Genomic DNA, 14,183 nt, shown 5'->3' on the forward strand with positions numbered 1-14,183 from the left:
CAGCGAAGTACAGGAGAACTAGACAATGGCGCGTTACACCGGGGCCGACTGCAAGCGTTGCCGTCGGGAGAAGCAGAAGCTCTTCCTCAAGGGAGCGAAGTGCGAGAGCGCGAAGTGCCCGATCGAGATCCGTCCTTACCCCCCGGGTGAGCACGGACGCGGGCGCACCAAGGACAGCGAGTACCTGCTTCAGCTGCGTGAGAAGCAGAAGTGCGCGCGGATCTACGGTGTCCTCGAGAAGCAGTTCGTGAACTACTACAAGGAAGCGAACCAGAAGACCGGCAAGACCGGTGAGAACCTTCTGCGCATCCTTGAGACCCGCCTCGACAACGTGGTGTACCGGGCCGGCTTCGCCAAGTCCCGCGACCACGCCCGTCAGCTGGTCCGTCACGGACACATCACCGTCAACGGCCGCAAGACCGACATCCCGTCGGCCCGCGTGGCTGTGAACGACATCGTCGAGGTCCGCGAGTCGTCCCGGAACCTGACCCCGTTCGCGGTGGCGCAGGGTGAAGCGGGCGACAAGACGGTGCCGGCCTGGCTTGAGGCCAACGCCGGCAAGCTGCGGATCCTCGTGCACAGCATGCCCGAGCGCCAGGTGATCGACACCCAGGTGCAGGAGCAGCTGATCGTCGAGCTCTACTCGAAGTAATTCGGGGCTGCTCACGGTCACGGGCGGTACGGATCGTTTTCCGGTTCTGTTACGGGTTCGGTCGGTACCGCCCGTACCCTCGTAGTACAGGGGGCGTCAAATAGCGGGCGCCCACGACAGAAGGATTCACCACATGCTGATCGCTCAGCGTCCCTCGTTGACCGAAGAGGTCGTCGACGAGTTCCGCTCCCGGTTCGTGATCGAGCCGCTGGAGCCGGGATTCGGCTACACCCTCGGCAACTCCCTGCGTCGTACGCTCCTCTCCTCGATCCCGGGTGCGGCGGTCACCTCGATCCGGGTCGACGGGGTCCTGCACGAGTTCACCACCGTGCCGGGCGTCAAGGAGGACGTCACCGACGTCATCCTCAACATCAAGCAGCTCGTCGTCTCCTCGGAGCACGACGAGCCGGTCGTGATGTACCTGCGCAAGCAGGGCCCGGGCGTCGTCACCGCCGCGGACATCGCGCCGCCGGCCGGTGTCGAGGTGCACAACCCCGACCTGGTGCTCGCCACGCTGAACGCCAAGGGCAAGCTGGAGATGGAGCTGACCGTCGAGCGCGGTCGCGGCTACGTCTCCGCGGTGCAGAACAAGCAGCAGGGCCAGGAGATCGGCCGGATCCCGGTCGACTCGATCTACAGCCCGGTGCTCAAGGTCACGTACAAGGTCGAGGCGACCCGTGTCGAGCAGCGCACCGACTTCGACAAGCTGATCGTCGACGTCGAGACGAAGCAGGCGATGCGGCCGCGTGACGCCATGGCGTCGGCCGGCAAGACCCTGGTCGAGCTCTTCGGTCTGGCCCGCGAGCTGAACGTCGACGCCGAGGGCATCGACATGGGCCCGTCGCCGACGGACGCGGCGCTGGCCGCGGACCTGGCGCTGCCGATCGAGGAGCTGGAGCTCACGGTCCGCTCCTACAACTGCCTCAAGCGCGAGGGCATCCACTCGGTGGGTGAGCTCGTGGCCCGCTCCGAGGCGGACCTGCTCGACATCCGCAACTTCGGTGCGAAGTCGATCGACGAGGTCAAGGCGAAGCTCGCCGGTATGGGTCTGGCCCTCAAGGACAGCCCGCCCGGATTCGACCCCACCGCCGCGGCGGACGCCTTCGGCGCCGACGACGACGTGGACGCGGGCTTCGTGGAGACCGAGCAGTACTAGTCCCACCGACCGGTAAGGCGGGGGTCCACCCCCGCCCCCACCGGACATGCCCCTCTCAGGGGGGCGTAACGAGCTCCGGAGCGGTAGCTCCGGGTATTCCGGGTCTGCAGCCGCAGGCCCGGCACTGACATCGGTACCTGACACGGCCGGTGCAGCGAAGAAGGAGAAAGACCATGCCTCAGCCCGCAAAGGGTGCCCGTCTGGGCGGCGGCGCCGCGCACGAGAAGCTGCTCCTCGCGAACCTCGCGAAGTCGCTCTTCGAGCACGGCCGGATCACCACCACCGAGGCCAAGGCGCGCCGGCTGCGCCCGGTCGCGGAGCGGCTGATCACCAAGGCGAAGAAGGGCGACATCCACAACCGTCGCCAGGTGCTGCAGTCGATCACGGACAAGGGCGTCGTCCACACGCTCTTCACCGAGATCGCCCCGCGGTACGAGAACCGCCCGGGTGGCTACACCCGGATCACCAAGATCGGCAACCGCCGCGGCGACAACGCGCCGATGGCGGTCATCGAGCTGGTGGAGGCCCTCACCGTGGCCCAGCAGGCCACCGGCGAGGCCGAAGCGGCCACCAAGCGGTCCGCCAAGGACCGTGCGGGCGACGAGGCGCTGTCCGAGCTCAAGCAGGACGACGCCCCGGTCGAGGACGCCAAGCCCGAGACCGTCGAGGACGCCGCTCCGGCGGCCGACGCGGACGAGGAGTCCAAGGACGCCTGAGCGTCCTGACACACCGACGGGCGGGCCCGTACCCCTTGGGGTGCGGGCCCGTTCGGCATGAGCGAGGAGTGACGCATGAGCGACGAGCCGGCGGCCGGTTCGGTGCGGGTGCGGCTGGATCTGGCGTACGACGGGGCCGGGTTCTCCGGGTGGGCCAAGCAGCGGGAGCGGCGGACCGTACAGGGGGAGCTGGAGGCGGCGATCAGGACCGTGCTGCGGTTGCCGGAGCCGGTCGAGCTGACGGTCGCCGGGCGGACCGACGCCGGGGTGCACGCGCGCGGTCAGGTGGCGCACGTGGACCTGCCGGCGGACGTGTGGGCCGCGCACGGCGACCAGCTGCGCCGGCGGCTGGCCGGGCGGCTGCCGGCGGACGTACGGGTGTGGACGGCGACGAAGGCGCCGGCCGGCTTCAACGCGCGGTTCTCGGCGATCTGGCGCCGGTACGCCTTCCGGATCGGTGACCACCCCGGCGGGGTCGACCCGCTGCTGCGCGGCCACGTGCTCTGGCACGACCGGCCGGTGGACGTCGCGGCGATGAACGAGGCCGCCGCGCTGCTGCTGGGCGAGCACGACTTCGCCGCGTACTGCAAGAAGCGGGAGGGCGCGACCACCATCCGTACGCTGCTCGACCTGCGCTGGGAGCGGACCGCGGAGGGCCTGGCGGAGGCGACGGTACGGGCCGACGCCTTCTGCCACAACATGGTGCGCGCGCTGATCGGCGCGATGGTCCTGGTCGGCGACGGCCACCGGCCGGTGACCTTCCCCGCCGCGGTGCTGGCGGGCCGGGTGCGCGACTCGGCGGTCAGGGTGCTCCGCCCGCACGGGCTGACCCTGGAGGAGGTCGGCTACCCGCCGGACGACCAGCTCGCCGCCCGCAGCCGGGAGGCCCGCAACATGCGGACGCTGCCCGGCTGCCGGTGACGGCTCAGCGGTTCGGGTCGGCCGCGGCCGCGTCCTTGCCGCGCTGGATGATCCGCTGGAAGGCGAAGTTGGACGCCTCGTTGGCGGCCCGCTTGCCGACGGTGTCGTTGCCGGGGAGGGTCTTGCCGTTCTTGTTGCCGGAGATCGCGAAGTAGGCGTAGCGGCCGACCGCGTTCGAGGTCATCTGGCAGGCCACCGCGTGGCAGAAGTCCTTGACCCCGCCGCCGTTGAGCGGCGCCAGGTAGTGCGCGGTCTTCTGCAGCTTCGCCGCGTGCTGGGTGTCGTCGAAGACGGCGACACCCACGGTGACGGCCATCGCCCCGTTGGTGTACGTGGCCCGGATCAGCCGGTGGCAGCCGTTCGCGGCGAGCGCGCTCGCCACCTCGTCGCGGCCGGCGCTCGCGCAGTTGGTGGTACTGGCCGACGCGGTCTTGACGTAGGTGCGGCCGTTGATCAGGAACTGCTTGCCGGGGAAGAGGGTGTCCGGGCTGAGCGGCGCCTTGTCCTTGGCGGCGGTGCCGATGTAGTCCAGCGGGTTCGCGGGCGGCGGCGGGGCGACCGAGGAGAAGGACGGCGCCGGCGGCAGCGGCTGCTGGCTGGTGCCGGAGGCCGACGAACTGGCGGGCCCGGCGATGGAGTTGTCGTCCGAGCTCTTGCCGGAGACCACCACCGCGGTGGCCACACCGCCGGCCACGACCGCGACGGCCACGATGCCGCCGGTGAGCATCATGATCCTGCGCCGGCGGGCCGCGGCCTGGGACTGCCGGTCGGCCAGCGCGGTCCAGTCGGGGGTGCCGGGGGAGGGGTCGGGGCGGCCGGGGCCGGCCGGTCCCGGCGGGGGAGTGCCCGCCCCTTCTGCGGCCGCGGCGGCCCGCATCTGCTGGATCCGCTGCTGGAAGGCCGCGGCCTGGCCGCCGAAGCCGCCGGACGGGCTCTTCGGGCTCTGGGACCGCGGCCCCTGCTGGGGTCCTGCGGGCGCCTGTACGCCCTGCTGCGGCCCGGAACCCTGCGGCCCGGAACCCTGCGGCCCGGAACCCTGCGGCCCGGCGGCGTGCCCCTGCTGTGGTGGTACGCCCCCCTGCTGCCCGCTCCAGGCCGGTCCGGCCCCCGGGGCCTGTGGTGCCGTGCCGGACTCCGGTCCGGCCTGGCGTGGCGCGGCGTACTGCTGCCGCGGATCGTCCTGCGCCGTCTGGTGCGGGGGACGCACGTCGTACTGTCGCTGAGTCTGCGACCGGGAGGGGATGACACGTCCCTCCAGAACCTCGCGCTGCCCCTCGGGGGAGCGCGGATCCTGCGGTGGCTGCTGCCCGGGCCCTTCAGTCATGTCGCGCATCATATTGCCGTACCGGCCAGGTCCGTATTCCGGTGCGGAATCCGGTACGCATGAGGGGTATATCCGGTCCTTTCCGGCCGGGGAGGGCCGGCCGCCGGCCGGGAAAACGAGTTGGGGCGGAAGCGGGCCCCCGGGGAGAATCCAGACCATGGGACATGTGGAAGCAGCGCACATCGAGTACTACCTGCCGGACGGGCGGGCGCTGCTCGGCGACGTCTCGTTCCGGGTCGGCGAAGGCGCCAAGGCGGCCCTGGTGGGCCCGAACGGCGCCGGCAAGACCACGTTGCTGCGGCTGATCGCCGGTGAGCTGAAACCGCATGGCGGCACCGTCACGGTCAGTGGCGGCCTCGGTGTGATGCGGCAGTTCGTCGGCGGCGTCCGTGACGACCGTACGGTCCGCGACCTGCTGGTCTCGGTGGCGCACCCCCGGCTCCAGGCCGCGGCCAAGGCGGTGGACGTCGCCGAACTGGCGATGATGGCGCAGGACGACGAGCCCGCGCAGATGGCGTACGCGACCGCGCTCAACGAGTGGGCGGAGGCCCGCGGTTACGAGGCGGAGACGCTCTGGGACATGTGCACCACCGCGGCGCTCGGCGTGCCTTACGAGCGGGCGCAGTGGCGTGAGGTCAAGACGCTGTCGGGCGGTGAGCAGAAGCGGCTGGTGCTGGAGGCGCTGCTGCGCGGGCCCGACGAGGTGCTGCTGCTGGACGAGCCGGACAACTATCTGGACGTCCCCGGCAAGCGCTGGCTGGAGGAGCAGCTGGCGCAGACCAAGAAGACGGTGCTCTTCGTCAGCCACGACCGCGAGCTGCTGGCGCGCAGCGCCGAGCGGATCGTCAGCGTGGAGCCGAAGCCGGCCGGCAGCGACGTGTGGGTGCACGGCGGTGGCTTCGCCACCTACCACGAGGCCCGCAAGGAGCGCTTCGCCCGCTTCGAGGAACTGCGGCGGCGCTGGGACGAGGAGCACGCGAAGCTCCGGGCGATGGTGCTGCGGCTGCGCCAGCAGGCGTCCATCAGCCCCGACATGGCGTCCCGCTACCACGCGGCGCAGACCAGGTTCAAGAGGTTCGAGGACGCCGGGCCGCCGCCGGAGCCGCCGCGCGAGCAGGACATCAGGATGCGGCTCAAGGGCGGGCGTACGGGGGTACGGGCGGTCACCTGCGCGCAGTTGGAGCTGACCGGGCTGATGCGACCGTTCGATCTGGAGGTCTTCTACGGGGAACGAGTCGCGGTGCTCGGCTCCAACGGCTCGGGCAAGTCCCACTTCCTGCGGCTGCTGGCGGGGGACGCGTCGGTGGCGCACACCGGGACGTACAAGCTGGGCGCGCGGGTGGTGCCGGGGCACTTCGCCCAGACGCACGCGCATCCGGAGCTGGTCGGGCGGACGCTGGTGGACATCTTGTGGAGTGAGCACGCGCACGACCGCGGGCGGGCCATGTCGGTGCTGCGGCGCTACGAGCTGGAGCGGCAGGGGGACCAGCCGTTCGACAAACTCAGCGGGGGGCAGCAGGCGCGCTTCCAGATCCTGCTGATGGAGTTGCAGGGGACGACGGCGCTGCTGCTGGACGAGCCGACGGACAACCTGGACCTGGAGAGTGCGGAGGCGCTTCAGGAGGGGTTGGAGGCGTATGACGGCACGGTGCTTTCGGTGACCCATGACCGGTGGTTCGCGCGGTCCTTCGACCGTTTTCTGGTCTTCGGGGCGGATGGGGTGGTCCGGGAGACGCCGGAGCCGGTCTGGGACGAGCGCCGGCCCCTGCGGGGTGCCTGAGCGGTCGGTGGTACCCCCCGAGGCCGCGGTGCCCGGCCCCACCCCCGCGCCCAACGGCGCCCCCCCGGGCCCGCGGTGCCCGGCCCCACCCCCGCGCCCGGCGGCGCCCCCCAGGGGCGCGGGGAACTGCGCGACCGGCCACGACGGGGCCGCACCCCGTCACCGGCCCAAAGGGGCTGTTTCTGTCGTATCCGGGCCACCGGTCGGTGGCCGGTTGCTCGCGCAGTTCCCCGCGCCCCTAAAAACAACCGCCGCCCGCCAGGGCACCCGGCGCCGCTAAAAAGCAACGCCGCCCGCAAGGGCACCCTTGGCCGCTGCAAGCAACCGCCGGCCGCCAGGGCACTCGGGGGCGGGGGTCGTGGGAGGGGTAGGGCGCCCCGCAGGGGTTAGTGGTGGATCGGCGTCGGCGTCGTGGAGATGAGACGCCGGCCGGACCCGCCCCATTGGAGCGCGATGACCTCCGCCAGGATGGCGACCGCCGTCTCCTCGGGGGTGCGCGCGCCGAGGTCGAGGCCGATGGGGGAGGCGAGGCGGCTCAGGGCCGCCTCGGAGACGCCGGCCTCGCGCAGCCGCCGCAGGCGGTCCTCGTGGGTGCGGCGGCTCCCCATCGCCCCGATGTAGCGCGCCGGGGTCCGCAACGCCCGCTCCAGCAGCGGGATGTCGAACTTCGGGTCGTGGGTCAGCACACAGATCACCGTGTTCGCGTCCACCGGCACCCGGTCCAGATACCGGTGCGGCCAGTCCACCACCAACTCGTCCGCGTCCGGGAACCGTTTGCGCGTGGCGAACACCGGCCGGGCGTCGCAGACCGTGACGTGGTAGCCGAGGAACTTCCCCATCCGGGCGACCGCCCCGGCGAAGTCGATCGCCCCGAAGACCAGCAGCCGCGGCGGCGGCGCGAACGACTGGACGAAGACCGCCAGATCGGCCCGGCGCTGCTCGCCCTCCCGCCCGACCCGTACCACCGCGGTCGTGCCCTGCGCGAGCAGCCCGCGGGCCTGCTCGGTGACGGCCGCGTCCAGCCGGGGATCGCCGAGCGTGCCCGCGGCCTGCTCCGGGGCGACCACCAGATCGCGTTCCGGCGGGTTGCCGTCCGTGCCCGCCGGGCCTGTGCCCTGGGCCGCGTGCTCGGCGATCAGCGAGGCGACCGCCACCGGCCGTCCCGCGGCGATCGCGTCGAGCACCCCGGGCAGGTGCGGGAAGTGCCCGCCGCCGGCCGGCCGGACGAAGACCTCCACCGTGCCGCCGCAGGTGAGCCCCACCTCGAAGGCGTCGTCGTCGCTGACCCCGTACGCCGTCAGCACCGGGCGGCCGGTCGCGGTGACCTCCTGGGCCAGGTCGTAGACCGCGCCCTCCACGCACCCGCCGGAGATGCTGCCGATGACGTCGCCGTCCTCGGCCACCGCCATCGAGGCGCCCGGCTGACGCGGCGCCGACTTCCAGGTTCGTACGACGGTGGCCACGGCGAACCGCTTCCCGGCCGCCTGCCACGAGGCGAGGCCATCCGCGATGTCGCGCATTCGGGCTCCTCTCCGAGCACCCGGAGCCGCCCCTTGTTCCATGGTCGCGTGCCGCGGTTGCCCGCGCCTCGTCCAGGCGCGCCAAGCGGCCGTTCCCCCGGCTCCGCGCTGAGCATGCGAAGCCTCTGACCTGGGTGTCAACCGGCGGTTAACGGTTCGCTTAGGTCGGGGTCCCCCGTTCGGCCGTAAAGTTAAGCAGTCGCTTAACTCGCCGTTGACTTCTGTGCCGGCGAGGCGCCCAATGTGCCCCGAGCGCACGTGGCGGATCACCGCCGCGGCGCGTGGCCAAGCCGCCGAGGCGAGACCGGACCGGGGACGTACGGTCCGGCGAAAGGGGCGTTCCGCATGCAGGTTCCCGCGCCGTTCGAATACCAGCGGGTGAGCAGTGTCGACCAGGCGATCGGGCTGCTCGACCGGCTCGGTGACACCGCCCGGCTGGTGGCCGGCGGCCACAGCCTCCTTCCGATGATGAAGCTGCGGCTGGCCAACTTCGAATACCTGATCGACATCAACGACCTCCACGAGCAGCTGGGTTACATCGCGGTCGAACCCGGCCGGATCCGGATCGGTGCCATGACCCGGCACCGCGAGCTGCTGGAGTCCGCCGAACTCGCCGCCGCCTTCCCGATCTTCCGTGACGCCGAACGGGTGATCGCCGACCCCGTGGTCCGCAACCGCGGCACCCTCGGCGGCTCGCTCTGCCAGGCCGACCCCTCCGAGGACCTCTCCGCGGTGTGCACCACGCTCGACGCCACCTGCGTCATCCGCGGCCTGGACGGCGAGCGCGAGGTCTCCATGGAGGACTTCCACCAGGGCCCGTACGAGACGGCCGTCGGCGACGCCGAGATGCTCACCGAGGTCCGCTTCCCGATCCGGCCGAACGGGTCGAGCGCCTACGAGAAGGTCGAGCGGCGGGCCGGCGACTGGGCAGTGGTCTCGGCCGGCGCCGCGGTCTGGCTGGACGGCGCGGGACTGATCGCGGACGCCCGGGTCGGCCTGGCCGCCGTCGGCCCCAACACCGCCGGCATCCCCGGTATCGCCGAAACGCTGCGCGGCCGGCCACCGTCCGAGGAGCTGTACGCGCAGGCCGGCGCCGTCGCCGCCGAAGCGTGCGACCCGGTCACCGACCGCCGGGGCAGCGCGGAGTACAAGCGGCACCTGGCCGGCGAGCTGACCGCGCGGGTGCTGCGGTCGGCGGTCGCCAGGATCAACCACAGCCAGGAGGCGTGACATGCAGGTCACCATGACCGTCAACGGCGACGAGGTCACCCGGGAGATCGAGGGCCGGCTGCTGCTGGTCCACTTCCTGCGCGACCACCTGGCGCTCACCGGCACCCACTGGGGCTGTGACACCAGCAACTGCGGCACCTGCGTGGTGTGGATGGACGGCGAGCCCGTCAAGTCCTGTACGGTGCTGGCCGCGATGGCCGGCGGGCACGATGTGCGGACCGTCGAAGGGCTGGAGCAGAACGGCGAACTCGACCCCGTACAGCGCGGGTTCATGGAGTGCCACGGCCTGCAGTGCGGCTTCTGCACCCCCGGCATGATGATGACCGCCCGCGCCCTGCTCGACCGGAACCCCGACCCGGACGAGGAGGAGATCCGCGAGGCGATCTCCGGGCAGATCTGCCGCTGCACCGGCTACGCCACGATCGTGCGCTCCATCCGCTGGGCGGCGGCCGAGGAGGCCGGCACCCGCACCTCCCTCACCGCCCCGCTCCCGGAAACCGCCACCACGTCAGGGAGTGCGTCATGACCACCGCTCCGGTCCGCCCGCCCAACACCACCGCCTTCGAGGACAACGACCACAAGCCCAACGGCCACGGCCGGATGCTCCGCAAGGAGGACCCGCGCTTCATCCGCGGCCGGGGCCGCTACGTGGACGACGTCCAGCTGCCCGGCATGCTGCACCTGGCGATCCTCCGCTCGCCGATGGCGCACGCGAAGATCCTCTCGGTGGACACCAGCCTGGCCGAGGCGCACCCGAAGGTGCGTCTGGTGGTCACCGGCGCCATGCTCGCCGAGAAGGGCCTGGCCTGGATGCCGACCCTCTCCAACGACGTGCAGGCGGTGCTCGCCACCGACAAGGTCCGCTTCCAGGGCCAGGAGGTCGCCTTCGTCGTCGCCGAGGACCGGTACGCGGCCCGCGACGCGCTGGAACTCATCGACGTCGAGTACGAACAGCTCGACCCGGTGGTCGACGTCCGCACCGCGCTCGCCCCCGACGCCCCGGTGATCAGGGACGACCTCGACGGCAAGACCGACAACCACTGCTTCGACTGGGAGACCGGCGACGCCGACGCCACCGAGGCGGTCTTCGCCCGCGCCGACGTCGTGGTCAGGGAGGACATCGTCTACCCCCGGGTGCACCCGGCCCCGATGGAGACCTGCGGCTCGGTCGCCGACTACGACGCGGTGGACGGCAAGCTCACCTTGTGGTCCACCACCCAGGCCCCGCACGCCCACCGCACGCTGTACGCGATCGTGGCCGGACTGCCCGAGCACAAGATCCGGGTGATCGCCCCCGACATCGGCGGCGGCTTCGGCAACAAGGTGCCGATCTACCCCGGTTATGTCTGCTCCATCGTGGGCTCGCTGCTCACCGGCAAGCCGGTGAAGTGGATGGAGGACCGCTCGGAGAACCTGACCAGCACCGGCTTCGCCCGCGACTACATCATGCGCGGCGAGATCGCGGCCACCGCCGACGGCAGGATCCTGGCCATCCGCACCCATGTGCTCGCCGACCACGGCGCGTTCAACGGGGTGGCCGCCCCGGTGAAGTACCCGGCCGGCTTCTTCGGTGTCTTCACCGGCAGTTACGACATCGAAGCCGCGTACTGCAAGATGACGGCCGTCTACACCAACAAGGCGCCCGGCGGCGTCGCGTACGCCTGCTCCTTCCGTATCACCGAGGCCGTCTACCTGGTCGAACGGATCGTGGACTGCCTGGCGTACCGGCTGGACATGGACCCGGTCGAGCTGCGGATGAAGAACTTCATCAGGCCCGAGCAGTTCCCGTACGCCACCAAGACCGGCTGGACGTACGACTCCGGCAACTACGCGCCCACCATGGAGCTGGCCAAGGAGATCGCCGGTTACGACGCGCTGCGCGCCGAGCAGGCGGAGAAGCGGGCCCGCGGTGAACTGATGGGCATCGGGGTGTCGTTCTTCACCGAGGCGGTCGGCGCCGGGCCGCGCAAGGACATGGACATCCTCGGCCTGGGCATGGCCGACGGCTGCGAACTGCGGGTGCACCCCACCGGCAAGGCGGTCGTCCGGCTGTCGGTGCAGACCCAGGGGCAGGGCCACGAGACGACGTTCGCGCAGATCGTCGCCGAGGAGATCGGCATCCCGCCACAGGACATCGACGTGGTGCACGGCGACACCGACCAGACCCCGTTCGGCCTGGGCACCTACGGCAGCCGCTCCACCCCGGTGTCGGGTGCGGCGGCGGCGCTGGTGGCCCGCAAGGTCCGCGACAAGGCCAAGCTGATCGCCTCGGCGATGCTGGAGGTGTCGGTCGCCGACCTGGAGTGGACGAAGGGCGCCTTCAACGTCAAGGGCGACCCGTCGGCCTCGGTCACCATCCAGGACATCGCGATGCGCGCCCACGGCGCGGGCGACCTGCCCGAGGGCGTCGAGGGCGGCCTGGAGGCGCAGATCTGCTACAACCCGGAGAACCTGACCTACCCGCACGGCGCCTACATCTGCGTGGTCGACATCGACCCCGGCACGGCGAAGGTGACGGTACGGCGGTTCATCGCGGTGGACGACTGCGGCACCCGGATCAACCCGATGATCATTGAGGGCCAGGTGCACGGCGGCCTCACCGACGGCGTCGGCATGGCGCTGATGGAGATGATCTCCTTCGACGAGGACGGCAACTGCCTCGGCGGCTCGCTGATGGACTACCTCATCCCGACCGCCATGGAAGTCCCCGACTGGGAGACCGGCTTCACCGTCACCCCGTCGCCGCACCACCCCATCGGCGCCAAGGGCGTCGGCGAGTCGGCGACCGTCGGCTCCCCGCCGGCCATCGTCAACGCGGTGGTGGACGCGCTCAAGCCGTACGGGATCCGGCACGCGGACATGCCGCTCACCCCGTCGCGGGTATGGGAGGCCATGCAGGGACGGGCCACACCGCCGATCTAGGCCGCGGCCCGGGTGGTGTGCCGCTTGCGTGGTCCGGTGGGTCGGTCCGGTGGGTCGGGTCGGTCCGGTCGGTCCGGCGGGTTCCGTCGGTCCGGTGGGTTCGAAGAGGAGATGGGCAAGGTGTCCAAGGCGGTGAGCGCGCGAGCGCTCGAACTGACCGAGCGGCGTGTGCCGTTCGTGCACGCCACCGTGGTGCGCGCACAGGCGCCGGCCTCGGCGCACGCCGGGGACGAGGCGATCGTGTACGACGACGGCACGATCGACGGCTTCGTCGGCGGGGTGTGCGCCGAGGGTTCGGTGCGCACCGCCGCCCTGGGCGCGCTGCGTGCCGCCCGCCCGCTGCTGCTGCGGGTCCTGCCGGAGGGCGAGCAGGACTTCCCCGAGGCGCCCGGCGCCGAGGTGGTGGTGAACACCTGCCTGTCCGGCGGCGCGCTGGAGATCTTCCTCGAACCCGTACTGCCCCCGCCGCTGATCGAGGTGGTCGGGCACACCCCGGTCGCCGAAGCGGTGCTCGCGGTGGCCGACGTGCTCGGCTGGGCCACCGCCCGCTCGCTGCCCGCCGGACCGGTCGACCCCCAGACGGTGGCGGTGGTCGTCGCCGGACACGGCCGCGACGAGATCGAGTCCATCCGGGCCGCGCTCGACGCGGGCGTGGACCGGATCGCCCTGGTCGCCAGCCGGCGCCGCGGCTCCGCCCTGCTCGACGAGCTGGAGCTGACCGCGGCCGAACGCGCCAGGATCAGCACCCCGGCCGGTCTGGACATCGGGGCCCGTACGCCGCCGGAGGTCGCGCTCTCCATCCTCGCCGAGCTGGTGGAGGCGGTCCGCTCCGGGCAGGTGCGGGTACCCGCACCTGCGCCGGACCGGGCACCCGCCGAGGCGATCGACCCGGTCTGCGGCATGACGGTCACGGTCGGACCGGACACCCCGCACGCGGTGGTGGACGGTGTCGACCACTGGTTCTGCGGCTCCGGCTGCCTGAACCGCTACACGAAAGAGCCGGTGGGTTAGTGGGCGGCCTCTTCACGGACGCCGCGGAGGTCAGGCGGCGGCTGGACGCGGTCGGCCACCTGGTGGACGACGGCACGGCGACCGCCCTCTACCTGGCCACCGTCCTCCACCGGCCGCTCCTCATCGAGGGCGAGCCGGGCGTCGGCAAGACCAGCACCGCCAAGGCACTCGCCGAGACGCTGGGCACCCCGCTGATCCGTCTGCAGTGCTACGAGGGGCTGTCCGCGAGCGAGGCGCTCTACGAGTGGAACTACCAGCGGCAGCTGCTGGCGATCCGGCTCACCGAGGCCCGCGCCGAGCGGCTCACCGACGCGGACCTGTTCACCGAGGAGTTCCTGCAGGACCGGCCGCTGCTGCGGGCGGTCCGCTACGACGGTCCGCTGCCGCCGGTGCTGCTGATCGACGAGATCGACCGCGCGGACGACGAGTTCGAGGCGCTGCTCTTCGAGTTCCTCGGCGAGGCCGCGATCACCGTCCCCGAGCTCGGCACCTTCGCCGCGGCCCGGCCGCCGCTGGTGATCCTCACCTCCAACCGCAGCCGCGAACTCCATGACGCGCTGCGGCGGCGCTGCCTCTACCACTGGATCGACTTCCCGGCGCCGGAACGCGTGGTGGAGATCCTGCGCCGTACGGTGCCGGGTGCGGGCGACCCGCTGATCGCGTCGGCGGCCGAGTTCATCGGGCGGGCCCGCCGGCTGGAGCTGGACAAGGCGCCGGGGATGGCCGAGGCGATCGACTGGCTCTCCGCGCTGTCGGCGCTGGACGTCAGCCGGCTGGCGCGGGGCGACATCGTGCGCACGCTCAGCACGGTCGCCAAGAGCGCGGACGATCTGGTCGCGGTGACCGAAGCGCTCGACGACCTCGGCTATCCCAAGGCGGTGGCGCCGTGAACCCGTCCGAGCGGCAGATTCTTTGAGCGAGTCCGCGTGAGTCCGCGTGAGTCAGCGTGAG

General features: G+C 71.7%; 12 protein-coding genes. 10 read left to right on the forward strand and 2 right to left on the reverse strand.

The genetic code is table 11. The features are described 5' to 3' along the window. Window positions 1-25: 25 nt before the first annotated feature. The 4 genes from rpsD (at window position 26) to truA (ending at window position 3,445) form a co-directional block, all read left to right on the forward strand. A complete protein-coding gene (gene rpsD / locus OG552_RS22000) occupies window positions 26-652 on the forward strand; it encodes a 30S ribosomal protein S4 (RefSeq protein ID WP_329135506.1) in 627 nt (208 codons plus the stop codon). Between the two features lie 133 nt (window positions 653-785). Continuing rightward, window positions 786-1,808: a DNA-directed RNA polymerase subunit alpha gene (locus tag OG552_RS22005; protein WP_033177813.1), complete on the forward strand. Its 1,023-nt coding sequence runs from the start codon at window positions 786-788 to the stop codon at window positions 1,806-1,808. A 173-nt stretch (window positions 1,809-1,981) separates the two neighbouring features. After that, a complete protein-coding gene (gene rplQ, locus OG552_RS22010) occupies window positions 1,982-2,524 on the forward strand; it encodes a 50S ribosomal protein L17 (protein WP_329135509.1) in 543 nt (180 codons plus the stop codon). A gap of 75 nt (window positions 2,525-2,599) precedes the next feature. Beyond that, complete coding sequence (gene truA / locus OG552_RS22015) at window positions 2,600-3,445, forward strand: tRNA pseudouridine(38-40) synthase TruA (protein ID WP_329135512.1); 846 nt, start codon at window positions 2,600-2,602, stop codon at window positions 3,443-3,445. 4 nt (window positions 3,446-3,449) lie between these two features. Here the strand turns inward: truA and OG552_RS22020 are convergent, their stop codons facing one another. Beyond that, window positions 3,450-4,769: a hypothetical protein gene (locus tag OG552_RS22020; RefSeq protein WP_329135514.1), complete on the reverse strand. Its 1,320-nt coding sequence runs from the start codon at window positions 4,767-4,769 to the stop codon at window positions 3,450-3,452. Window positions 4,770-4,926: 157 nt separating this feature from the next. Between OG552_RS22020 and OG552_RS22025 the strand changes: the two genes are divergently transcribed. Further along, window positions 4,927-6,549: an ABC-F family ATP-binding cassette domain-containing protein gene (locus OG552_RS22025; RefSeq protein ID WP_329135516.1), complete on the forward strand. Its 1,623-nt coding sequence runs from the start codon at window positions 4,927-4,929 to the stop codon at window positions 6,547-6,549. A 386-nt stretch (window positions 6,550-6,935) separates the two neighbouring features. Here the strand turns inward: OG552_RS22025 and OG552_RS22030 are convergent, their stop codons facing one another. Continuing rightward, window positions 6,936-8,069: an XdhC/CoxI family protein gene (locus OG552_RS22030; protein ID WP_329135519.1), complete on the reverse strand. Its 1,134-nt coding sequence runs from the start codon at window positions 8,067-8,069 to the stop codon at window positions 6,936-6,938. A 345-nt stretch (window positions 8,070-8,414) separates the two neighbouring features. Here OG552_RS22030 and OG552_RS22035 point away from each other — a divergent pair, with 345 nt between their 5' ends. The 5 genes from OG552_RS22035 (at window position 8,415) to OG552_RS22055 (ending at window position 14,122) form a co-directional block, all read left to right on the forward strand. Continuing rightward, window positions 8,415-9,299 (forward strand): FAD binding domain-containing protein, encoded by an 885-nt coding sequence (locus OG552_RS22035; RefSeq protein ID WP_329135521.1) that lies wholly within the window; start codon window positions 8,415-8,417, stop codon window positions 9,297-9,299. A 1-nt stretch (window position 9,300) separates the two neighbouring features. Then, the gene (locus OG552_RS22040; RefSeq protein ID WP_329135523.1) at window positions 9,301-9,825 is read left to right on the forward strand and encodes a (2Fe-2S)-binding protein; all 525 of its coding nucleotides are present in this window, start codon (window positions 9,301-9,303) and stop codon (window positions 9,823-9,825) included. Further along, window positions 9,822-12,221, forward strand: coding sequence for an aerobic carbon-monoxide dehydrogenase large subunit (locus OG552_RS22045; RefSeq protein WP_329135525.1), 2,400 nt, complete (start codon window positions 9,822-9,824; stop codon window positions 12,219-12,221). Before OG552_RS22040 ends, OG552_RS22045 begins: the two co-directional genes overlap by 4 nt. A gap of 132 nt (window positions 12,222-12,353) precedes the next feature. Continuing rightward, window positions 12,354-13,232, forward strand: a complete 879-nt coding sequence (locus OG552_RS22050) for an XdhC family protein (protein ID WP_329135527.1) — start codon at window positions 12,354-12,356, stop codon at window positions 13,230-13,232. Continuing rightward, window positions 13,232-14,122 (forward strand): AAA family ATPase, encoded by an 891-nt coding sequence (locus OG552_RS22055; RefSeq protein ID WP_329135529.1) that lies wholly within the window; start codon window positions 13,232-13,234, stop codon window positions 14,120-14,122. The genes OG552_RS22050 and OG552_RS22055 overlap by 1 nt, the downstream gene beginning before the upstream one ends. The last annotated feature ends 61 nt before the right edge of the window (window positions 14,123-14,183 follow it).

The sequence above is a fragment of the Streptomyces sp. NBC_01476 genome, assembly GCF_036227265.1.
Lineage (GTDB): Bacteria > Actinomycetota > Actinomycetes > Streptomycetales > Streptomycetaceae > Actinacidiphila.